The organism is Gammaproteobacteria bacterium, from assembly GCA_015709695.1.
GTDB lineage: Bacteria > Pseudomonadota > Gammaproteobacteria > Steroidobacterales.
Genome location: CP054183.1, coordinates 2,043,771 through 2,065,250, shown reverse-complemented (window position 1 = coordinate 2,065,250; position 21,480 = coordinate 2,043,771). Strand labels below are relative to the sequence as shown.

The following is a 21,480-nucleotide window of genomic DNA, read 5'->3' as shown; positions in this document are numbered from 1 at the left end:
CTCGATCATGGGGAAGCCTGCCTGCCTGGGATGCCAGGCCTTACTTCTGACGGGCCTGCTGGCGCTGGCCGGCGCAGCCGTTGCCGATGCGGTCGCACCTGCCGCCGCTGCCTCCGCGACGCCTCGCCCGCGCATTGGCCTGGTGCTCGGCGGCGGCGGTGCCAAGGGCGCGGCCCACGTCGGCGTCCTGCAGGTGCTCGACGAACTGCGCGTGCCGGTGGACTGCGTCACCGGCACCAGCATGGGTGCGCTGGTCGGTGGCACCTTTGCGGCCGGCATGCCGGCGGCGGAAATCGAGCGCGAGGTGCTCGCCATCAACTGGGCGAAGACGGTGGGCACCGAGGGCCTGCGTGACCGCACGCCCATCCGCGAGAAGCTCGCCGGCGAGAACTACACCAACAACATCGAGTTCGGCATCAAGCGCGGCAGGTTGCAGGCACCGGGCGGACTGCTGAAGACGCAGGACATCGAGGACGTCATCCGCGGCCTCGTCGCCCATGCGCGCGTGGTCCGCGATTTCGATGACCTGCCGATCCCGTTCCGCGCCGTGGCCACGGACATGCTCGGCGGCCAGATGGTGGTCCTCGACAGCGGCGACCTCTCCGTGGCCATGCGCGCCAGCATGTCGGTGCCGGGGGCCTTTGCGCCGGTCACGCTGGATGGCCGCGTGCTGTCTGACGGCGGCATGATGCGCAACCTGCCGGTGGACATCGCGCGCCACCTCTGTGCCGACGTGGTGATCGCGGTGTCGCTGGCATCGCCGCCGCCGAAGGCCGAGGACCTGCTGTCGGCGGTGGCGCTGGCCGGCCGCTCGCTGGATGTCATGATCGATGCCAACCAGAACGCGCAGCTCGCGACACTGGGCCCGCAGGACGTGAGCATCGTGGTGCCCATGGGGAACATCGGCTCGGCCTCCTTCGAGCGGGTACCCGACGCCATTCCGCTCGGCCGGGCAGCTGCAGAAAAAATGAAGGCCGAGCTCGGCCGTTACGCCCTGCCGGAAGAGCAGTACCTGGCCTGGCGCCATGGCATCGACCGGGCCACCCGGCCGACCACGCGCCTGGCCGAGGTGCGGCTGGAGGGGCTGCGGCGGGTCAACCCGGGGTACGTGCGCGCGCAGCTGAAGCTCGTGAAGCCGGGTGCCGAGGTCACCAATGCACAGATCGCCGAGGACACCGGTCGCGTCTTCGCGCTGGGCGACTTCGAGCGCGTCGAGTACGACATCAGCGGCCCGCCGGATGCCGCGACGCTGGAAATCCGTGCGGTGGAGAAGGGCTGGGGCCCGAACTACATCCGCTTCGACCTCGGCCTGGCGGCCGATGGCGACGGGCAGTTGCAGGCGCTGCTGCGCGCCGACGGCAGCCGCACCTGGGTGAACGCCTACGGAGGCGCGTGGAACAACACCCTGCAGATCGGCACGCAGAGCCTGGTGCAGACCGACTTCTACCAGCCGCTGGACGTGCGCCAGCGGTTCTTCGTGCAGCCGCTGGCGCGCGTGGAGATGAACATCGAGGACATCTACAGCGACGGCGAGCGTGTCGCGCGCTACTTCCAGCGTGAAGGCTACGGCCAGCTGGACCTGGGCATGAACCTGGATTCCCGCGCGCAGTTCCGTATCGGCTTGCGCAGCGGCTGGTACGAAGCCAAGCGCGACACCGGCCTGACGGTGCTGCCGGAGAAGGGCTGGACCGGCGATTCGACCATCCAGGTGGGCATGGTCTGGGATACGCGCGATGCGGTCGGGGTGCCGACCCGCGGCACCTTCATCAACGCCAAGTATGCGCATGGCGGCAACTGGCTCGGCGGCGACGAAGACTACGATGTCGCCGAGGGGGTCATCACCCGGGTCATCCCTTTCCGCGGCGACGCCCTGCAGCTCATGGTCGGCGGTGGCAAGGAGCTGTCCGGCGACCTGCCGCTCACCGACCAGTTCCGCATCGGCGGCATCCGCACCTTCCCCGGCCTGCAGCGGGGCGAGCTGCGCGGCACCAGCTACTGGTATGCCGGCACCTCCTACAACTGGAAGCTGGCCGACATCCAGTCGCTGTTCAGCCAGGCCCTGTATGCCGGGCTGCGCCTGCAGGCGGGCCGCATGGGGGACCGCATCGACAACGTGAATGACGGCGCGCTCTACGGCATCGCCGGCTCGCTGGGCGGCCGCTCGCCGGCCGGTCCATTCATCCTCTCGCTGGGCTACGTCGACAACGGCAGCTGGCAGCTGCAGCTCGCCATCGGCCGCCCGATCCCGGAGGGTTCGATCCTCGACGAGGTCCGCTGAACCCGGGCGGGCCTTGCATTCCGCGCCACCCCGTTTAGGATGGCCGCCCCGAAGTCTGCCTGCCGTTCGCTGTCATGCCCATCCGCTGCGGAATCGTCGGCCTGCCCAACGTCGGCAAGTCCACCCTGTTCAACGCCCTGACGGCGGCCGGCATCGCCGCCGAGAACTACCCGTTCTGCACCATCGACCCCAACGTCGGCGTGGTGGCCGTGCCGGACCCGCGCCTGGCGCAGCTGGCCGAGATCGTCCGGCCGCAGAAGATCCTGCCCACCACGGTGGAGTTCGTCGACATCGCCGGGTTGGTGGAGGGCGCCTCGAAGGGCGAGGGGCTCGGCAACCAGTTCCTCGCCAACATCCGCGAGACCCATGCCATCGCCCATGTCGTGCGCTGCTTCGAGAACGCCGACGTGGTGCACGTCGCCGGCCGCGTCGACCCGGTGCATGACATCGAGGTCATCAACACCGAGCTGATGCTCGCCGACCTCGCCGCGGTGGAGAAGGCCGTGGAGCGTGCCGGCAAGCAGGCGAAGACCGGAAAGAAGGAAGACGTCGCGCGGCGCGAGTGCCTGGAGCGGCTGCGCGACCACCTCGGCGCCGGGCATCCGGCGCGCAGCTTCGAGGTGCCGGAGGACCACAGCCAGGCGGTGCGCGAGCTGTTTCTGATCTCCGCCAAGCCGGTCATGTATGTCGCCAACGTCGACGAGCAGGGCCTCGGCGGCAACGGGTACGTCGAGCGGGTGCAGGCACTGGCCGCTGCGGACGGCTCGGAGGTGGTCGTGGTCTGCGCCGCCATCGAGGCGGAGATCGCCCAGCTGGACGACGCCGACAAGCAGGCCTTCCTCGACGACCTCGGCCTCGAGGAGCCCGGCCTGAACCGCGTCATCCGCGCCGGCTACCGGCTGCTCGGCCTGCAGACCTTCTTCACCGCCGGTGAAAAGGAAGTCCGCGCCTGGACCGTGCGCCGCGGCGCCACCGCGCCGCAGGCCGCCGGCGAGATCCACACCGATTTCGAGAAAGGCTTCATCCGCGCCGAAGTCATCGCCTTCGACGACTTCATCAAGGGCCGGGGCGAGCAGGGCGCGAAAGAAGCCGGCCGGCTGCGCCTCGAGGGCAAGGACTACCTCGTCCGCGAAGGCGACGTCATGCACTTCCGCTTCAACGTCTGAAAAAGGTGTCAGACTTATTTTTGAAAAAGGTGTCAGACTTATTTTCGCGGTATCGTCTTAAAGGTGCCTGACATATTTTCCCGCCGCGGCCGCCCCCTGCCGCGGTTCTCGATCCGCAGCCCCGTGCGCTGCTGGATCTCGGCGACGAACCGGTCGCCGCCGGTCAGCCGGTTGCGCTGGACGGCACCGCGGATCAGCTCAAGCTCGGTGATATCGGGCTCGGCGCCGAGATAGCGGGCGTAGGCTTGCCGCCGGGCCTCTGGTGTGTCGCCGAGGCCGTCCATCCCCGCGTCCGGATCGAGCAGGCCCGGTGGCGCCAGGCCCATCCGCTCACGGCAACTGCTCCAGAGGTAATCCCGCGGGTGGGCGGCGATCCCTGCGCGCACCGGGTTCATCTCGACGTAGCGCAGGCAGGCCAGCAGGTAGGCGTCCGAATCCAGCACGCTGCTGTGGAAGCGTCCGCACCACAGTGTGCCGAGGCGCCCCTCGACGCGGTTGACGTAGCGACCCTGCCGGGCGGAGAGGCGGCGCATCAGCCCGGAGATGCCGGCGCCTTCCCGGCGGGGCACCAGCACCAGGTGCACGTGGTTGGTCATCAGGCACCAGGCCTGCACCGCGACGTCGAAGACCTGCTTCCAGTGCGCGAGGTTGGCGAGGTAGACCTCGTAGTCGGCCGGTTCGACGAAGACGGCGTTCCGGTTATGGCCCCGCTGCATCACATGGTGCGGGAATCCGGGCAGCAGGACGCGCGGCGGCCGCCCCATGGGGCTTCACTCCCGGTGGCGTGGACCGGACCACGCTAACGCCCGGGCCGCCGCTCGTCATGCCGTGAAACCGTCAGGAGTGGCCGGAAACGGAAAATATGTCAGGCACCTTTTTCGGGCACCTTTTTCGGCACCTTTTTCAGAAGGTCCAGGCTGCGCCGATGGAGGCCAGCGACACGTCGTCGGCGGCGCTGATGTCGAAGTATTCGTACTCGGCACGGACTTCCACGGAGCCGAACTTCATGCGCAGGCCGACGCCGTAGCCCGGATCCGTGCCGTCGTCGCTGCCGGAATAGCCGCCGCCCGAGGCGTCGGCATCCCACTGCACCATGCCGAGCTTGCCGAACAGCCCGACCGGGCCGAGGTTGACGCCGACCAGGCCGAAGAGATCCCAGCCGTTGGCATCGATGCTGAGCCCGTGGTCATCGGGCTTGCCGAAGTCGATGTAGCCACCCTCGATGGCGAGATCCACGAAGGGGATCCAGCCGAAGTTGTAGCCGGCGAAGGCCTTCCAGCCGGTGTCCGTGCCGTCGAAGCTGAGGTTGCTGCCCGTGCCGATGGCACTGGCATCGATGTCGCCCACCTTGGCCTGGCCGGCGGCGCCGCCGATGTAGAAGCCGCTGTCGGTACCGGCCAGGCCGGTGGCCGGCAGCATGGCCGCGGCGAGCAGGGCGAGGAGGCATGAAACATTCCGCTGCATGTGAAGGTCCTTTCGCGGCCGGGAACGGCGTGCCGGGGATTATGGCGCATCCGCGGCGCCTGGGGTATCGTCGACGACGACCGGCCACGACCCGGCATGCGGCCCCAGCGATGAGCTACGACACCGTCCTCGTCTTCGGTGGCGACACCGACCCCGGCCTCCGCCTCACGCAGCGGGCCGTCGCCGCAGGCTACAAGGTGCTCTCGCTGCTGCGCGGTCCGCGCGAGCTCGACTACATCACCCGTGCCGGTGCCACATCGATGCTCTGCGACATGACCGACCGCGCCGCCGTGGCCCGTGCCTTCGCCGGCCGCGACGGCGCGGCCTGCGCGGTGGTCGCCATCCTCGGCGGCTCGCCGCAGATGAACACCCAGGGCAACATCAACGTGATCGACGCCGCGGTCGCCGCCGGCGTGCGCCGCTTCGTGCTGACCAGCTCCATCGGCTGCGGCGACAGCGCGGCCGCCGTGGATCCCTTCGTCAAGGCCATCGCCGGCCGGGCATTGCGCGCCAAGGAGTGGGCGGAGAACCGCCTGCGCGGCACCGATCTCGACTGGACCATCGTCCGCGCCGGCGGCACCACGCGCCGCCCCGGCACCGGCACCGCCATCCTCACCGCCAGCAACACCGTCAGCGGCTACATCTCGCTCACCGACCTCGGCGAGATGCTGTTCCTCGCGCTGCAGAGCCCCAGGGCCATCCACCAGGCACTCGCCGCCGTGGACAGTGCCCGTGCGGTCAACATCGATGGCTCCCCGCTGGCGCCGGCGGAGCTCTAGGCGCCCGGCACATCCCGGGTATTTGCTGATTCTAAAAGGGTTTCTTGACAGCGGAGGGGGGTGCAAAGACAATGCGCCCCACGCTCGCCCAGGGCCTGCCCGCAGGCCCATCTAGAACCGGGCGTCGCCAGCGTGGTGATGTAGCTCAGCTGGTTAGAGCGCGGCACTCATAATGCTGAGGTCGGTGGTTCAAGTCCACCCATCACCACCACCACCACTTATCTCTTCCAATACAAATACTTATTCTCTATTGCAGCTTTCGCCACGGGCGTACCCTGGCGTAGCACTGTGGGGAATAGTCCCACAATGGACAAGTGACACTTGTCACTATAAAGTGTTGGCTGCTCTGGCCGGCGAGCCTTCTGTTGATCCGCAGTTTCCGCCACAAGGGCTTGTCCCGGCTCTATGCGCAGGGAAATGCCAAGGGTATTTCGGCGTCGCTCGTGCCGAAGGCCCTGCGAATTCTGGCGCGGCTCGACGTGGCACAGGTGCCGGAGCAGGTAAACCTCCCAGGCTGGCGGCTACATCCGTTGAAGGGTGAACTGAAGGGCTTCTGGTCCGTCTGGGTCTCCGCCAATTGGCGGATTATTTTCAGGTTCCACGGCGCCGATGTCGTTGATGTGGACCTGATCGACTATCACTGAGTATTCGAGGAGGGAATCTGTATGGCCATGAAGGAACCACCGCACCCGGGGCTGTCGATTCGCTACGACTGCCTCGAGCCCCTGGCGCTGTCGGTCACCGAGGCGGCCAAGGTTCTTGGGGTGACAAGGCAGGCGCTCAACAACGTCGTGAACGGCAAGGCAGGAATTTCATCGGACATGGCCATCCGCCTCGACAAGGCCTTTGGCGGGAGTGCCGAGGCGTGGCTCGCGTTACAGACGGCTTACGATCTGGCCCAGGCGCGCAAGCGCGCACGCGGGCTGTCGATCAAGCGCTATTCCGCCGCGCGAGGCTCTGATCGATCCGCGGTTCGTTGAGCCCTGCATGGCAACCAAGATAGCCACTGGGACCTGGAGCGACATCAAAGCCAAACTGGCCGAATTCGACCGGGCCGATTTGCTCAAGGTCGTGCAAGACCTGTACGCCGCCAGCAAGGAGAACCAGGCCTTTCTGCACGCTCGGTTCTGTTTGGGCGACGATGTGCTCAGGCCCTACAAAATGCCACTCGCGCGCTGGTTGTGGCCTGACATGATCAAGAACCAGGACATATCGGTTGCCAAGGCGAAAAAAGTTATCTCGGACTACAAGAAGGCCATCGGACTCCACATCACCCAAATGGGTGATTCTTGTTGCGTTATGACAAGTCGGCGTATGCGTATAGGAAATTCAAACCACGCCATCGGCCGAGTCTGCCAGCCCGCCACCCCGCCTGTCGCGCGCCCCGGGCACACATTGCCCCAGCTCTGACCAGCTGCGGTTCAGTGAATCTGGAGCGGGCGTACTCCAGCGTGGAACTGTGGGAGATGCCCGCCAACCGGGCATTGCACGTGCAATTCCCGGAGTTGACGTATAACGTTATCCGTTATAAGCTCCTGACGTGATCAAGAGCTTTCGCTGTTCCGACACGCAGGCGCTGTTCGAGACCGGCAAGTCAAAGCGTTTCGGGTCGATCCTGAAGATTGCGACACGAAAGCTGACACAGCTCGAGGCGGCTGTAACACTCGAGTTCCTGGCGTCACCGCCGGGCAACAAGCTGGAAGCTCTCAAGGGCGACAGGAAGGGGCAGCACAGTATTCGCATCAACGACCAGTGGCGGATCTGTTTTCACTGGACAGCGGCAGGGCCCGAGGCTGTGGAAATCGTCGACTATCACTGAAGGAGGCGTTATGGCAGGCAGGAAGAATGGCATGCGGCCGGTACATCCCGGCGAGGTGTTGCGCGAGGATTTCCTGATTCCTTCGGGCCTGAGTGTGAACGCGCTCGCCAAGGCGCTACGGGTGCCGCCACCCCGGATCAATGATGTGGTGCTTGGCCGCCGCGGGATCAGCGCCGACACCGCCATGCGGCTCGCCCGCTATTTTGGTGGTGATGCCCATTCCTGGCTGAATCTGCAGGCGATCTATGACCTGCGCGTTGCCGAGATCGCAAATGCCAGGAAAATCGAGCGCGAGGTCCTGCCAATTGCGATGTAGGACGAGTGCCCTCGGATTGCCGGGTACGGTGCTCGCAGCAGAGACTCAGCACTGGAGACTGTGGAGATTTGTGGGGGATCCCCACAAGCCCATATCACCGCATTTGAAGTGCCAACGAGCGCCAGCCGGCTACGTGTTGACGAATCAACGCTTTGGATCGGTGATTCGCCGGGGAAGTGCGGGCGCAGCCTGGCGCGCAGGTTCTTCACATGGCTGTCGATGTTGCGTTCCCAGGCGCCGGGGCCCGCGCCTCGCGGTCGCCCTGCTCAGAACCCCGCCGTCAGCGCCAGCCGCAGCGTGCGCGGCTCCACCGGGTGGAAATGGATGTCCGCCACCGGTGCCGGCTCGCCCGGCAGCTGCGACTCGTAGTAGTAGGTAATGTCGTTGTCCTCGGCATCGAAAAGGTTGAGCAGCGTGGCGGTCAGCTTCACACGGGGCGTGAGGCGGTAGCCGGCCTCGAGGTTGACCACCGTGGTGGCCTCCGAGCGTACGGAGTTGTCCTCGACCAGCGGTGCCGGGCCGAAGTGGCGGATACGCAGGCCGCCGGTCCAGCCGGAGGGATGATCGATGGCGATGCCGAGTGCCGCCACGCTGTCCACCGCACCGGGGATGCGGTCGCCGGCGGCCGGGTCGTTCGGGTCGGGCTCGTCGAAGCGCGCGTGGGTCCAGGCGAGGTCGAGGTCGAGCACCAGCCAGTCGAGCGGCGAGTGGATCACGGAGAACTCCAGGCCGCGGCGCTCGCTCTTGCGGTTGGGCTCGGTGATGCCGGCGTCGCCGACGAACAGCAGCTCCGAATCCAGCCGCAGCTGCCACAGCCCCAGGCTCAGCTGGGTGCGCGGCAGCAGTGCCGTGCGCAGCCCGACCTCGCTGCCGAAGGCGTCGACCAGCGGATCGACCTTGCTGACCGGCACCGACGGATCGGTCGGGTCCACGCGGATGGTGGTGCCGCGCGCATCGTTGCTGTGAAAGCCCTTGCCCGCGTTGGCGAAGAACTCGGTCTGCCGCCAGGGCCCGAACACCACGGAGAGCTTCGGGCTCAGCTCGCTGGCCGATTCGGTGCCGGAGTTGGCGGCGATGTTGCTGTCGACGTCGAAGTGGAAGTAATCGGCCCGCAGCCCGAGGTTGGTCCGCAGCCAGTCGAGCCAGCGCGTGTCGAGGCTGGCGAAGGCGGCGATGCTTCCGTGCTTCACGGCATCCTCGCGCACGGTGCCGGTGCGCCGGCGCGCCACGGTGTTGTAGAGGCCGACGGTGCCGATGTCGTCGTAGCGCAGGTCTGTGCCGAGTTGCAGGGCGCCCGATTGCCCGAGCGAAGGCAGCGGCAGGCTCCAGCTGGCGCTGCCGCCGTAGATGCTGCGGTCGTCGAGTTGCTCGAACTGATCGCCGTCGACCGGATCGGTGGCATAGGTGAAGTTGGAGTACAGCGCCATGCGGTAATCGACCGCATAGGCCAGGGCGCGGTAGTGCCCGGCACCGAGCGCGCCGTCCGCATGGGCGGCGAGGCTGTAGCGGTGGCTCGCGCCCCCGTCGCTGCGGTCGATGGCGCCGAAGCGGTCGATCAGGCCGGCGTCCACGGCGCGCCGGGGGATCTGGTCGGTGGCATCCCAGTCCGCGTCGTAGGCCTGCAGCGTGAGGCTGAGGCGGCCGCTGTCCGTGGCCCGGCTGTAGCGGCCGAGCGCATTCAGGCGCGACAGGTTCTCGTCGAGATCCCAGGGCCCGTCGTTGCCGGTGTAGTCGGCGGCCAGCAGCAGGTCGCCGCCGGCCAGCCCCAGGCTGCCGGCCAGCAGGGCGCGACGGTAACCGTACTCGCCACCTTCGAGCGTGGCGAAGGGCTGGTCGAGCCGGTCGCGCCAGGCGAGGTTGACGGTGCCGGCCGCCGCGAAGTTGCCGGCATCGGCGTAGTAGGTGCCCTTGCGGTACTCGACTTCCTGCACCAGCTCCGGGATGACGAAGTTGATGTCCGTATAGCCCTGGCCGTGGCCGTGGGTCGGCATGTTCACCGGCACGTCATCCACGCTGGTGGCGAGGTCGGTGCCGTGGTCGAGGTTGAAGCCGCGGAGGAAATACTGGTTCGCCTTGCCGTCGCCGCTGTGCTGCGTGACGATCAGCCCGGGCACCACCTCGAGGATCTCGCCGGTCCGGCCCAGCGGCCGCGCGTCCAGCTGTTCCTGCGTGACCACGCCCTCGGTGGCCGCCAGGGGTGCGCCTTCCAGCACATCGAGCCGGCCGATGACGACGACTTCATTGCCGGGTGCGGTGGGCACGCCACCAGCCAGTACCGTGGCGGGGCTGGCGAGAGCCAGGGCGAGGGCGAGCGCGGGCAGGAAGCCGCGTGCGCGGGTGTTCACCAGGGGCATTCTCCGGGCAAGCCGCTCCCGTCGCCGCCAGGTTCGGGCCTGGCGGCGTACGGGCAGGATGGGTTGGGGTCAGGTGAGGTCGGGGCTCAGGCGAACAGCAGCGCCAGCCCGGACACGGCGATGGCCGAGCCGCCGATGCGCAGCAGCGTGCCGCCGCGGCGGCGCTGGTCGGCCAGGCCGAGGAACAGCCCGAGCAGGTGCAGGGCGATGGTCGAGCCGATGAAGCCGGCGGCATAGGCCGCGACGTTGCCGCCCGCCGGGAGTTCGGCGCCGTGCGCGTAGCCGTGGGCCACGGCGAACAGCGCGACCATGGCGCCGCCCGCCGCCAGGGGCAGCTGCAGGCGCGCGAGGATGGCTGCGCCGAGCACGATGACCGAGAGCGCGATGACCGGCTCCACCGCCGGCAGCGCGATGCCGGCGAAGGCCAGCGCGGCACCGGCCACCATGGCGACCGGGAACAGCGCCGGCAGCATCAGCGCGGCGCGGCTGCGCAGCTGCGCCGCCCACAGGCCCACCGCCAGCATGGCGAGCAGGTGGTCGATGCCCGTCAGCGGGTGCAGGATGCCGGCGAGCAACCCCGCCTGTTCCGCATGTCCCGGGTGCGCGAGGGCGAGGCCGGGGCTGGCGATGGCCGCCAGGGCCAGGACCAGGCGGAGGGCTGACGAGGACAGGCGGCGCGTGCTTAGATGGGTCATTGTTCTTGTCCGTATGGTTCCAGGGAGAGGTATGAGGACTTTATATATTCCTCATACCGCTCCTGTCAACGAATGGTGAGCAGGAGTTCCCATGCAGCGCGTGACCATTTCCCTCGATGACGAGTTGCTCGCCGAGCTCGACCAGTTTGCCAGCGGGCGCGGCTATGCCGGCCGTTCCGAAGCGCTGCGCGACCTGGTGCGCAGTGGCCTGCAGCAGCTGAAGGCCGATGGCGACGGCCAGCGCGAATGCGTGGCGGCGCTGGTCTACGCCTTCGACCACCACTCACGGGAACTCGCCAGCCGGCTCACCGCCCGCTTCCACGAGCACCATGACCTGGCGCTGGCCTCCCTGCACGTGCACCTGGACCACGAGAGCTGCATGGAGATCGCGGTGCTGCGGGGACCGACGGCCGCGGTGCAGGCCTTCGGCCAGCAGGTGGCCGCCGAGCGCGGCGTGTTCCATGGCCGCCTGGTGACCCTGCCGGTGCAGGTGACCAGCGAGCGCCATACCCACGGTGCGGGGCCGTCGCACAGCCACGAGCACACCAGGCTCGGCAACCGCTAGAAACGACGGTGCCGGGCGGGGGGGGCGGAAGGCATCCTGATTGCCTTCCGCCCCTCCCCCCGCCCGGCACTCCCCGGTCGCGTGCCTACTTCTCGGCGCCGCCGAAGCGGATCTTGGCGTCGATGCCGAAGGTGCGCAGGCTCGGGTAGCTGATGGTCATGCGCATCGGCGGGAAGTCGTCGAAGTTGGAGACGTTGCGGATGGTGCCGGTACCCGGCGGCACGGTGGCGTACATGTCGGAGTCGTTGGACCAGAAGATGTCGCGGAACGCCGACAGCGGCTTGTCGTTGTCGAACAGGTTGCGCACCCAGAACTGCAGCGTATAGCGCGGTGATTCCACGCCGATGTTGAAGTTCACGTTGCTGTACGACGGCACCCAGCCCTGGTTCTCGTTGCCGGTGAACATCTTGCCGGTGTAGTTGCCGGTGATGCTGGACTTCACGTCCCAGTCGCCGACCAGCTGGTGCCGGTAATCCAGCGACAGGCTGGCGGTCCACTCCGGCTGGCGCATCTGCGTGTTGCCCGAGACATCGCCGGAGATCTGCCGGCAGGCCGCCGCCTTCGCGTCCTGCTGGTTGGCAGGCAGCGCCTGGATCGCCGCGGGGGCGCAGCTCGGCTCGGTGGTGTAGAAGCTCGGAAACAGCGCCAGGGTATCCAGCCGTCCGTTCTTCACCTGCGAGTTGGTGTAGCCGACGGTGAGGCGGCTGGTGAGCGATTCGGTCAGGCCGACGTCGGTGGTCAGTTCCCAGCCGAACACATGGGCATCGCCGGAGTTGACGTTCAGCCCCTGCGGCTGGCGGAACTGCAGGCCGCTGACCGGGTCGGTCATGGTGAGCTGGCGCAGCACGATGTCGCGCCAGTCGTTGAAGAACACCGCCATGTCCATGCGGATGCGCCGGTCGGGGGTGTAGCCCTTGATGCCCAGCTCGTAGGCGGTGATCTTCTCCGGATCGAAGTCGTTGAAGATAGTGCTGGGGCGTACACCGCCGCTGGGGTCGATGACTTCCTTGGCGGCCAGCACGTTGATGCCGCCGGGCTTCTCGCCGTAGGCGACGGAGCCGTAGACCATCCAGCCGCTGTCCATCTTGTAGTTCAGGCCGACCCGGCCGGTGACGTTGTCGAAGCGGGCGCTGCCGCTCTCCACGCCGGGGATGTGCACCAGCTGGTAGACGCCGTTGATGTCCTTGACCCAGGTGTCGTAGCCGACCGGCTCCACGACGCGCAGGTCGAACAGCTCGTCACCGCACTCCGCCGGCAGGTCCGTGGCCAGCGGATAGGCGCTGCCAGGGGTCGGCGACACGCAGCGGGTGTGATTGAAGCCGTAGGCGTACTTGTGGTCCTGGGTGTAGCGCAGTTCCACGCGGGCCTGCAGCTGCTCGGTGACGTCGAAGTCGGCCGAGCCGAACACCGACCAGGACTTCTCGTTGTTCTCGACGAAGGGCCGGTTGAGCGGGTCCAGGCCGCCGTCCGGCAGCAGCGAGGCACCGAAGATGTAGGTGCCGATCGACAGGTTGGTCGGCAGCGCGACCGGGCCGATGCCGACGTTGCCGCCGGGGCCGTAGTTGAACCCGGGCGGCAGCGGCGTCGAGGGCGAGAGGGCGGGGTTGCCCTGGCGGTCCTCCAGCGTGGAGTGGAAGTAGTAGCCACCCACCTGCCAGCGCAGGCGCTGGTCACGCGGGCTGGTAAAGCGCAGCTCCTGGCTCCATTCCTCGACGCGGGGACCCGGCTCGGGGTCCAGCACGCCGACCGGGATGCGCGACCAGGAGAGCGGCGAGTCGCAGGTCGGCGGCTCGGTGGTCGTGGCCGGGAAGCAGTAGACCAGCGGCGTGGCATGCCCCGTGATGCGGTTGAAGTCATACATCGCGCTCTCCTTCATGAAGGAGTAGCCGGTGAGCGCGGTCAGGCTGCCGTAGTCGGTGTCCCAGTTGATGTTGAGGTTGCCGCGGGTCAGGTTGCGGTCCTGGCCGGTGCCCAGGGCGTCCTTGGGCATGGAGTCGCGGGTGAGCATGTGGGGCTGCGGCACGCCCAGCGGGAACTGCGCCGGGTCGAGGGGCTTCGGCAGCTGGTCGAGCTTGGGGATCCGCCCGCAATAGTTCAGCAGGCGCTGGCCGGGACCTTCGCTGGCATTCGTCGAGGTCTGCTCCACCTCGTCCTCGCAGTTGGCGAGGACGGCGCCGATGGCGGGCTCGTCGATCTCGTCGTTGGAGCGGTAGAGGCCGAGCGTGATGTCCAGGTTGTCGGCCGGCTGCCAGCGCAGCTTGCCCTGGAAGCTGCGATAGCGGTAACCGCCGATGTGGTTGTCCGGGGCCAGGGTGTTGTCGTAGGAGCCATCCCACTCGTCGTACAGCGCAGAGAAGCGGCCGGTCAGGGCATCACCCCAGATGGGGCCGCTGACCTCGCCCATGATCTTCTGCTTGCCGCGGTTGCCGCCGGTGGCCTCGGCCTTGGCCTCGAAGACATCGCTCGGCGCCTTGGTGACATAGTTGATGGCGCCGCTGAAGGCGTTGCGGCCGTAGGTGGAGCTCTGCGGGCCCTTCAGCACCTCGATGCGCGCGATGTCGAGCTGGCTGAAGTTCAGGCCCTCGCGGCCGGCGACATAGACGCCGTCGACGAAGATGGCCGCGGCGTTCTCGCCGAAGATGTCCTGCGGCACGACGCCGCGGATCACCGGGGTCGGCAGGGTCTCGCCGAGGGGATTGAAGAACGACAGGCCGGGGGTGAGGTTGGCCACGTCCTGGAGGTTGCTGATGCCCTTGGATTCGATGGCATTGGAGTCGAAGGCGGTGATGGCCAGCGGGGTGTCCATCAGTTTTTCTTCGCCCTGGCGGCGCGCCGTGACCACGATCTCGGCGATTTCCTGGGCCACGACCGGCTGCAGCGCCATGGCGATCGACAGGCCGAGCAGCGTGCCGGCCGCGCGCATCTTGTGGATCCTCATTACCCCTATCCCCCCGGGAAGTCGGACAGTCATCCGAAAGAAACCAAAAGCCCCGGCACGACGGCGACCCCTGCCGCAATCGTGCTCATCCTGTTGGTGCCGTCACCGTCTGCGCCAGCGCCGCGGGCGACGTTGATCACGTGGTGGCTGAAGTCCGCGGGCTCGGGATCGCTCGTCCCGTTCCCCCGCGGGCACACCGGGCGAAACTTAGCGCATTAGCGGACGGGCGACAAGCGCGGGAGCCGGTGCTGTGGCAGCGAGTCGCGGCGTTGCCCGGGCACGGCAGCCGCGTTGTCGGTTGCCCGCAACGTTGCTGCGGCCGCGTGCGTAAGGGCGGGGAAGTCCGGTGAGGGAGGCCGGCACGGGCGGGCGTGGTCCGCCCGTGCCGGCACGAGGCGGGTCTACTTCTCGGCGCCGCCGAAGCGCACCCGGGCGGTGAGGCCGAAGGTGCGCAGGCTGGGGTAGCTGATCGACATGCGCAGCGGCGGGAAGTCCTCGAACGTGGACGCGTCGCGGATGGTCGTGCCCGTGACCGGGGTCTTCGCCAGCATGTCGGAGTCGTTGGTCCAGTAGATGTCGCGGAACGCGGACAGCGGCTCGTCATTCTCGAACAGGTTGCGCACCCAGAACTGCAGCGTGTAGCGCGGCGATTCCAGGCCGATGTTGAAGTTGACGTTGGTGTGCGCCGGCACCCAGTTCTGGTTGTCGTTGGCGGTGAAGATCTTGCCGACGTAGTTGCCCGAGATGCTGGACTTCAGGTCCCAGTCGCCGAACAGCTGGTGCACGTAATCCAGCGATACGCTGGCCGTCCACTCCGGCTGGCGCATGTTGGTATGGCCGCTGACGTCGCCCGACATGGCGCGACACTCGCCGGCCCTGGCGTCCTGCTCGGCCGTCGGCAGGGACTGGATGGCCGAGGGAGCGCAGCTCGGGTCCGTGGTGTAGAAGCTCGGGAACAGCGCGTAGGTGTCCTGCCGGGCATCGAGGAGCTTGGAGTCGGTATAGGCCGTGGTCAGCCTGCCGGTCAGGCTGTCGGTGATGCCGACGTCGGCGGTCAGCTCCCAGCCGAACACATGGGCGTCGCCGGCGTTGACGTTCAGGCCGCGAGGCTGGGTGAAATGCAGGCCGGTGGCCGGGTCGACCTCGGTCAGCTGCCGCAGCACGATGTTGCGCCAGTCGTTGAAGAAGGCGGCGATGTCGACGCGGATGCGGCGGTCGGGGGTGTAGCCCTTCAGGCCGACCTCGTAGGCCGTGATCTTCTCCGGATCGAACTTGTTGGTCAGCGTGATCGGCCGGGTGCCCGAGCCGTCGACGACGTCGATATTGGGGCTGATGCTGAGTCCACCCGGTTTCTCGCCATAGGCGATGGAGCCGTAGGCCATCCAGCCGCTGTCCATCTGGTACTTCAGGCCGAGGCGCCCGGTGGTGTTGTCGAAGCGGGCGCTGCCGTCCTGGATGCCTTTGCGGAATTGCAGGTTGTCGTTGCCGTCGTAGTAGTAGTAGCCGGTGGCTTCGCGCACGCGCAGGTCCCAGGCGTCGTCGCCGCAGCCCGGGTCTGGCGTGCCGATCGGCAGGGCGACGTTGTCGCCCAGGCCATCGCCGTAGTCGCCGTCGCCGTCGCCGTCGGTGGCGCAGGGCGTGTAGCTGAAGGCCAGGCTCTTCTTGTGGTCCTTGTTGTAGCGCAGTTCGAAGCGGGCTTCCAGCTTGTCGGTGATGTCGAAGTCCGTGGAGCCGAACACCGACCAGGACTTCTCCTTGTCCTCGTACAGGGTGCGGTTGAGCGGGTCCATGCCGCCGTCGGGCGTGAAGGACGTGGCAAAGATATAGCTGCCGATGGCGAGCCAGGTGGGCGCTGCCACCGGTCCCAGGGCGATGTTGCCGCCCGGGCCGATGTCGCCGGGAAGCGGGCGCGTGGCGATCGGGTTGCCCGAACGGCTCTCCAGGGTGGAGTGGAAGTAGTAACCGCCCACCTGCCAGCGCAGGCGCTGGTCACGCGGCCCGGTGAACCGCAGCTCCTGGCTCCATTCCTCGACCGTGGAGCCGAACTCCTCGTCGATGAAGCCCATGGGCACGCGCGACCAGGTGTAGGGCGGGTTGCAGGCCGGCGGATTCTCGTTGGTCGACGGGTAGCAGTAGGCGAACGGCGCGGTGTCGCCGGAGCTGCGGTTGAAATCCGAGATGCTGTTCTGCCGCAGGTTCGAATAGCCGGTGATGCTGGTCAGGGTGCCGGCGTCGGTGTCCCAGGCGATGTTGAGGTTGCCGCGGGTCAGGTTGCGGTCCTCGCCGGTGGCCAGCGCGTTCTTCGGCATGGTGTCCTTGGAGATCGAGCCGGGGACCTGCACGCCGTTGGGGAACTGGCTGGCGTCGAGCATGCCCGGCAGTTCCTTGAGCTTGGGAATCCGGCCGCACCAGTTCTGCAGGCGCTCGCCGGCACCGCCGTTCACGTCCTCCTGCGTCTGCTCGACCTGGTCCTCGCAGTTGGTCAGCAGGCCGGCGACGCCGGCCTCGTCGATCTCGTCGTTGGAGCGGTACAGGCCGAGCGTGATGTCCAGGCTGTCGGCCGGCCGCCAGCGCAGCTTGCCCTGGAAGCTGCGGTAGCGATAGCCGCCGATGTCGTTCTCCGGGGCGAGCGAGTTGTCGTAGGAGCCGTCCCATTCGTCGTACATGGCGGAGACGCGGCCGGTGAGCGCCTCGCTGAAGATCGGGCCGCTGATCTCGCCCATGATCTTCTGCTTGCCGCGGTTGCCGCCCTCGGCCTCGACCTTGGAGGAGAACACGTCGCTCGGCGCCTTGGTGACATAGTTGATGGCGCCGCTGAAGGCGTTGCGGCCATAGGTGGAGCTCTGCGGGCCCTTCAGCACCTCGATGCGCTCGATGTCGAGCTGGCTGAAGTTCAGGCCCTCGCGGCCGGCGACATAGACGCCGTCGACGAAGATGGCCGCAGCGTTTTCGCCGAAGATGTCCTGCGGCACCACACCGCGGATCACCGGGGTCGGCAGGTTCTCGCCCAGGGGATTGAAGAAGGACAGGCCGGGGGTGAGGTTGGCCACGTCCTGGAGGTTGCTGATGCCCTTGGATTCGATGGCATTGGCGTCGAAGGCGGTGATGGCGAGCGGGGTCTCCATCAGTTTCTCTTCGCCCTGGCGGCGCGCCGTGACGACGATTTCGGCGATTTCCTGCGCGCCGGCCGGCAGGGTCATTGCCACCGCCAGGCCCAGCAGGGCCCCCGCCGCCAGATTCCTCTTGATCCTCATTGCCCGGTCTCCCTGGAAAAACCTGAAATGGAAACGGGGATTTGCCGTGACGCGGGTGCTCGCGCGCGCACAGGTCCGGCGATGGGCCTGTGGCTGTGCGGTCCGCTCATGGTTCGGCTGCTCCCCGGTCAGCGGGCGGTCCCGCGGCCTGTGTCGACGGCCGCCGGGCCTGCTCTATGCATATGTTGTCTGATTCACGCCGGCAACCCGGGACCTTCCGTCCCGCCCCCTGCCAGCCTGCACGACGGAACTTATCCCAATCGACATCAGGGAACAAGCCGCACCGCCGATGCAGCGCGGCCCGATGCGGCCGCGCCACAGGCGGCCGCCTCGCGGGGCGTGATGACGATGAACCAAAAAAAAGCGCCCGCGGCCGGAAAGCCGCGGGCGCCCCTGGGACGCTTCAGCCAGGCCTCAGCCTGCGCGGCGCCGGCGCAGCCAGAGTCCGCTCGCCAGCAGCGAGAGGGCCCAGGCATCGAGCGAACCGCCGCCACCGGGCAGCAAGTTGGCGGTCGTGCCGCCACCACCGCTGGGCGGTGCCGCGTTGACCGTCACGCTGACCGTGCCGGTGCCGGTAGAGCCGTCGCCGTCGGTGACGGTGATCACGCAGCTGTCGGCACCCACGTAGCCGGCACTGGAGGTGTAGGTCACCGAGGTGCCGCTCACCGCGCAGTTGCCGTTGGTCGCCTGGGTCGTCACCGCCAGCGTGTGCTGCGACACCGCGCCGTTGCCGGCGGTGATGGTCAGCGCCTTGGGCGCGGAGGCGCTGCCGGAGGTGGCGGTGACGGTGGTGTTGGCGAGCGACGGCGCCACGTTGGCGATGGTCACCGTGATGGTGCCGCTGGCGCTGTCGGGCGTACCGGGATCGGAGTCCGTGATGGTGTAGCTGAACGTATCCGTGCCGGAGAAGAACGTCGCCGACGGCGTGTAGGTGATGACGTTGCCGGCGACGCTGGTGTTGCCCTTGCTGCCGGCGCCGGCGGTCACCGTGGCCGGGGTGTCACCTAGGCTGTTGCCGGCGATGCTGCCCACGTTGACCGTGCCGCTGGTCGAGGACGGGTTGGCATTCGCGGTGGAGATGGTGATGCCGCCGGCATTGGCCACGGGCACGTTGTTGTTGACCGTCACGGTCACCGTGGCGGTGTCGGTCAGGACGCCGTCGGTGATCTGGTAGGTGCAGACTTCCGTGTACGAGGCAGAACCGGGTGCCGTGGTGGCCGGCGTGTAGTTGATGCTCGCCGAGGCAACCGGGCCCACCGCGCCGGGCGTGAAGCTGCCGCCCTGGTCACAGGAGCCGACCTGGGTGACAGTCACGTTGCCGGCGGTGAAGCCCGTGTCGTTGGCACCGACGTTGATGGTGATGCCCTTGTTGCGGGTGGTGGTGCCGGTGTCGGGGTTGGCGCCGACGTCGAGCAGCGTGATGGTCACCGTGGCGGTGTCGCTGCCGTTGGCATCGGTGGCGGTGTAGGTGAAGGTATCCGTGCCGGTCGCGCCGCTGTTGCCGGTGTAGCTGATCGAGATGCTGCCCGGTGCACCCGGGCTGCCGACCACCGTGGCCGTGCCCTTGGTCGGCGCGGTGCCGATGGCCACGGTGACGGGGTCGGTGAAGGCCAGGTCGTTGGCCATCACGCTGATGGACTTCGGCACCGTCGCGATGGCATCGGCGGCGTCGTCCACCGCATCCGGCGCGCGCGTGAAGATCAGCCAGGAGGCGCCGCTGTTGACGATCGACCCGTTGGAGATGACCAGGTCGCCGGAAGCGTCGCCGGTGCCGTCCTGCTCGATGGTCCAGAGGTTGAAGGCGCCGTCGCCCGCGTCGCAGCCACCGCCGCCGGCGGTGTTCATCAGCGTGCGCACGTTGCCCGTGCTGCTGTCATCGCCGCCGATGGTGCGCTGCACGCAGTTGGCGTTGCCGCCGACGTTGTAGACCACGGAGCTGTTGAGGACGCCGTCGGCGCCGAGGTCGAGATTGAGGCAACCGTTGGCGCCGACGCCGGCGAGGAAATTGCCCTCGAGGCACTGGTAGGTCGCGGCTGTCGTGGTCTGGGTGCCGGTGTTGATGATCAGGTCGGTGACCTTGTCACCGTTGACCGCGCTGGCCACCGCCGAACCGCTGCTGCCGATGGTCGAGGCCGCATTGAACATGCCGGTCATCGACAGCACGCCGGTCGTCGGGTTCCAGTCCCATACGGCGGTCGAGGCCGTCAGGCCCATGTTGGACAGGTTGTTGTTGGCCGGGTTGATGCAGCCCGTGGCCGACGTGTAGGTCGTGCAGCCCGACCACTTCAGGGTGCTCAGCGTGCCGCTGCTGGCGCGCTGGTGGACTGCGGTCATCCGCACCGGATAGGCCTGCGCCGTCTCGACGAGCGCCAGCGCGGCCAGCGCGATCAGTGAAAATGTTGTCTTTCTCACGAAACTACCCTCGGAAAAAGTGAAAACGGGGATCAGTTGGCGGATGCGCCGCAGTTCGTGCGGCGCAGGACGACGCGGCGGTTCTCGGCGCGGCCCGCCTCGGTGCTGTTGTCGGCCACCGGGTCGGCTTCGCCCATGCCGACGGCGGACAGCCGGCCGGCGGCGATGCCAAGGCTCTCGAGGTAGGCGGCGACAGCCTGGGCACGGCGCTCGGAGAGCCGCTGGTTGTAGGCTTCGTCGCCGACGCTGTCGGTGTAGCCGGTGACCGTGCCCTCGATGAACTTCAGGCGGGCGAGGTTCTCGGCGACCTTGTCCAGCGTGGCCTTGCCTTCATCGGTGAGCTCGGCGGAATTGAATGCGAAGCCCACCTGGCGGGTGATGTCGCAGGAGCAGCCCTGGGCGTCGACGCGGTCGCCGCGGGCGGTGTCGGGGCAGAGATCCGCGCTGTCGGCGACGCCGTCGTGGTCGCTGTCCTCCGGCTCGGGCGGGGGAGGCGGCGGCGGAGGAGGCGGCGGGGGCGGGGCGGCAACCGCGGCAGCCACCGGGACAGCGGCGACCGGGGCGGCCTTCTGGCCGAAGAAGTACTCCAGGCCGATGTTGACGCTGCTGAGGTCGCCCACGTCGGCGTCGAACCAGTCGAAGTCCAGCCGCACGCCGAGGTTCTCGGCGATCTTCAGCAGCATGCCGGCGCCGGCGACCAGGCCGCGCTCGGAGGAGTTGGAGATATTGCTGCCGTTCAGCACCAGCTCGTCGCTGAAGTCGTAGTAGCCGGCCTTCAGGTAGGCCTGGAAGTCCTCGATGGTGGTCGGGATGTAGACCAGGCCCTGTGCGGACCAGCCGTCGAAGCTGAGCTTGAGCTGCCCGGGCGGCAGCGAGGAGCTCTTCTGCTTGTCCTTGAAGTTGTTGGTGTAGTGGTAGGCGCCCTCGATGGCGAACCAGTCGTTGAGCGGGTACTGGCCGTAGATCTTGAAGCCGACCGCGTCGTCATCGATGAACTTGTTGCCGAGGGTGCCCGCCGGGTTCTCTTCGCCTTCGAAGCGGCCGAAGGCGGCCGCGGCGCCGATACGGGGTTCCAGGGCACTCTCCGCCGCCTGGGCGGCGAGGCTCGCCAGGGCGAGCAGACCCAACACTGCAGTACGCTTCATTGCAAGACTCTCCTCAGGAAAAACGGGTGGAACCTGGGCCTGCCGCCGTGGAGGCTGCGGTCGCGTCAGTAGGCCGGCACCTGCGGGTTGACGGAAACATCCGGGAGGGCGAACGGCTGCCGGGGCGCAGGGCCGGGAATGGGCCTGACGCTGTGCAATCCGCTCATGGAATCGTACCCCCCTCGGCCGACGGGCCGGTCCGGGGTTCCGCTGCCTTTCCCCGGCCTGCCGCTTCTCTATGGATGACTGCGTCGCGCCGGTGGCCCGGGACCCCTCGTCCCGCCCCCGCCGGTAC

The 21,480-nt window shown here is 67.8% G+C and carries 16 protein-coding genes, 1 tRNA gene and 1 pseudogene; 10 read left to right on the top strand and 8 right to left on the bottom strand.

Annotation, left to right across the window (positions count from 1 at the left end):
- Positions 1-7: 7 nt before the first annotated feature.
- Both HRU81_09615 and ychF read left to right on the top strand, forming a co-directional pair.
- A complete protein-coding gene (locus HRU81_09615; GenBank protein QOJ32342.1) occupies positions 8-2,278 on the top strand; it encodes a patatin-like phospholipase family protein in 2,271 nt (756 codons plus the stop codon).
- 74 nt (positions 2,279-2,352) lie between these two features.
- Positions 2,353-3,444, top strand: coding sequence for a redox-regulated ATPase YchF (gene ychF, locus HRU81_09610; protein ID QOJ32341.1), 1,092 nt, complete (start codon positions 2,353-2,355; stop codon positions 3,442-3,444).
- Between the two features lie 38 nt (positions 3,445-3,482).
- On the opposite strand, the gene HRU81_09605 is transcribed toward ychF, so the two are convergent.
- Positions 3,483-4,208 carry a transposase gene (locus HRU81_09605; protein ID QOJ32340.1) on the bottom strand — a complete coding sequence of 242 codons (726 nt, stop codon included), beginning with the start codon at positions 4,206-4,208 and terminating at the stop codon, positions 3,483-3,485.
- 139 nt (positions 4,209-4,347) lie between these two features.
- A complete protein-coding gene (locus HRU81_09600) occupies positions 4,348-4,908 on the bottom strand; it encodes an outer membrane beta-barrel protein (GenBank protein ID QOJ32339.1) in 561 nt (186 codons plus the stop codon).
- A gap of 110 nt (positions 4,909-5,018) precedes the next feature.
- Between HRU81_09600 and HRU81_09595 the strand changes: the two genes are divergently transcribed.
- From HRU81_09595 to HRU81_09565, 7 genes and pseudogenes are all read left to right on the top strand, one after another.
- Positions 5,019-5,687 carry an NAD(P)H-binding protein gene (locus HRU81_09595; protein ID QOJ32338.1) on the top strand — a complete coding sequence of 223 codons (669 nt, stop codon included), beginning with the start codon at positions 5,019-5,021 and terminating at the stop codon, positions 5,685-5,687.
- A 134-nt stretch (positions 5,688-5,821) separates the two neighbouring features.
- Positions 5,822-5,898 (top strand) — tRNA-Met (locus HRU81_09590).
- 154 nt (positions 5,899-6,052) lie between these two features.
- Positions 6,053-6,331, top strand: coding sequence for a type II toxin-antitoxin system RelE/ParE family toxin (locus tag HRU81_09585; GenBank protein ID QOJ32337.1), 279 nt, complete (start codon positions 6,053-6,055; stop codon positions 6,329-6,331).
- 21 nt (positions 6,332-6,352) lie between these two features.
- The gene (locus HRU81_09580; GenBank protein ID QOJ32336.1) at positions 6,353-6,667 is read left to right on the top strand and encodes a HigA family addiction module antidote protein; all 315 of its coding nucleotides are present in this window, start codon (positions 6,353-6,355) and stop codon (positions 6,665-6,667) included.
- Between the two features lie 7 nt (positions 6,668-6,674).
- A pseudogene (locus HRU81_09575) lies at positions 6,675-6,950 on the top strand (hypothetical protein).
- A gap of 277 nt (positions 6,951-7,227) precedes the next feature.
- Positions 7,228-7,506: a type II toxin-antitoxin system RelE/ParE family toxin gene (locus HRU81_09570; GenBank protein QOJ32335.1), complete on the top strand. Its 279-nt coding sequence runs from the start codon at positions 7,228-7,230 to the stop codon at positions 7,504-7,506.
- A 10-nt stretch (positions 7,507-7,516) separates the two neighbouring features.
- On the top strand, positions 7,517-7,822 hold the full coding sequence (locus HRU81_09565) for a HigA family addiction module antidote protein (GenBank protein ID QOJ32334.1): 306 nt from the start codon (positions 7,517-7,519) through the stop codon (positions 7,820-7,822).
- A 266-nt stretch (positions 7,823-8,088) separates the two neighbouring features.
- Here HRU81_09565 and HRU81_09560 read toward each other — a convergent pair whose 3' ends face one another.
- Complete coding sequence (locus HRU81_09560; GenBank protein ID QOJ32333.1) at positions 8,089-10,176, bottom strand: TonB-dependent receptor; 2,088 nt, start codon at positions 10,174-10,176, stop codon at positions 8,089-8,091.
- A gap of 86 nt (positions 10,177-10,262) precedes the next feature.
- A complete protein-coding gene (locus HRU81_09555; protein QOJ32332.1) occupies positions 10,263-10,871 on the bottom strand; it encodes a HupE/UreJ family protein in 609 nt (202 codons plus the stop codon).
- Between the two features lie 91 nt (positions 10,872-10,962).
- Here HRU81_09555 and nikR point away from each other — a divergent pair, with 91 nt between their 5' ends.
- Complete coding sequence (gene nikR, locus HRU81_09550; GenBank protein QOJ32331.1) at positions 10,963-11,436, top strand: nickel-responsive transcriptional regulator NikR; 474 nt, start codon at positions 10,963-10,965, stop codon at positions 11,434-11,436.
- Positions 11,437-11,521: 85 nt separating this feature from the next.
- On the opposite strand, the gene HRU81_09545 is transcribed toward nikR, so the two are convergent.
- The 4 genes from HRU81_09545 to HRU81_09530 all read right to left on the bottom strand — a co-directional run bounded on the left by HRU81_09545 (position 11,522) and on the right by HRU81_09530 (position 21,185).
- Positions 11,522-14,374, bottom strand: coding sequence for a TonB-dependent receptor (locus HRU81_09545; protein QOJ32330.1), 2,853 nt, complete (start codon positions 14,372-14,374; stop codon positions 11,522-11,524).
- A 401-nt stretch (positions 14,375-14,775) separates the two neighbouring features.
- Entirely contained in the window at positions 14,776-17,628 is a 2,853-nt protein-coding gene (locus HRU81_09540; GenBank protein ID QOJ32329.1) for a TonB-dependent receptor, read from the bottom strand.
- A gap of 414 nt (positions 17,629-18,042) precedes the next feature.
- The gene (locus tag HRU81_09535) at positions 18,043-20,040 is read right to left on the bottom strand and encodes a hypothetical protein (protein ID QOJ32328.1); all 1,998 of its coding nucleotides are present in this window, start codon (positions 20,038-20,040) and stop codon (positions 18,043-18,045) included.
- Positions 20,041-20,072: 32 nt separating this feature from the next.
- A complete protein-coding gene (locus tag HRU81_09530) occupies positions 20,073-21,185 on the bottom strand; it encodes an OmpA family protein (GenBank protein ID QOJ32327.1) in 1,113 nt (370 codons plus the stop codon).
- Between the last annotated feature and the right edge of the window lie 295 nt (positions 21,186-21,480).

Excerpts from the sequence above, each read along its gene's own strand:
- HRU81_09600 (QOJ32339.1), bottom strand. The coding sequence starts at position 4,908 with ATGCAGCGGAATGTTTCATGCCTCCTCGCCCTGCTCGCCGCGGCCATG.
- HRU81_09615 (QOJ32342.1), top strand. The coding sequence starts at position 8 with ATGGGGAAGCCTGCCTGCCTGGGATGCCAGGCCTTACTTCTGACGGGC.
- HRU81_09580 (QOJ32336.1), top strand. The coding sequence starts at position 6,353 with ATGGCCATGAAGGAACCACCGCACCCGGGGCTGTCGATTCGCTACGAC.
- HRU81_09565 (QOJ32334.1), top strand. The coding sequence starts at position 7,517 with ATGGCAGGCAGGAAGAATGGCATGCGGCCGGTACATCCCGGCGAGGTG.
- nikR (QOJ32331.1), top strand. The coding sequence starts at position 10,963 with ATGCAGCGCGTGACCATTTCCCTCGATGACGAGTTGCTCGCCGAGCTC.
- HRU81_09560 (QOJ32333.1), bottom strand. The coding sequence starts at position 10,176 with ATGCCCCTGGTGAACACCCGCGCACGCGGCTTCCTGCCCGCGCTCGCC.
- HRU81_09595 (QOJ32338.1), top strand. The coding sequence starts at position 5,019 with ATGAGCTACGACACCGTCCTCGTCTTCGGTGGCGACACCGACCCCGGC.
- HRU81_09545 (QOJ32330.1), bottom strand. The coding sequence starts at position 14,374 with ATGAGGATCCACAAGATGCGCGCGGCCGGCACGCTGCTCGGCCTGTCG.
- HRU81_09540 (QOJ32329.1), bottom strand. The coding sequence starts at position 17,628 with ATGAGGATCAAGAGGAATCTGGCGGCGGGGGCCCTGCTGGGCCTGGCG.
- HRU81_09555 (QOJ32332.1), bottom strand. The coding sequence starts at position 10,871 with ATGACCCATCTAAGCACGCGCCGCCTGTCCTCGTCAGCCCTCCGCCTG.
- HRU81_09530 (QOJ32327.1), bottom strand. The coding sequence starts at position 21,185 with ATGAAGCGTACTGCAGTGTTGGGTCTGCTCGCCCTGGCGAGCCTCGCC.
- HRU81_09605 (QOJ32340.1), bottom strand. The coding sequence starts at position 4,208 with ATGGGGCGGCCGCCGCGCGTCCTGCTGCCCGGATTCCCGCACCATGTG.
- ychF (QOJ32341.1), top strand. The coding sequence starts at position 2,353 with ATGCCCATCCGCTGCGGAATCGTCGGCCTGCCCAACGTCGGCAAGTCC.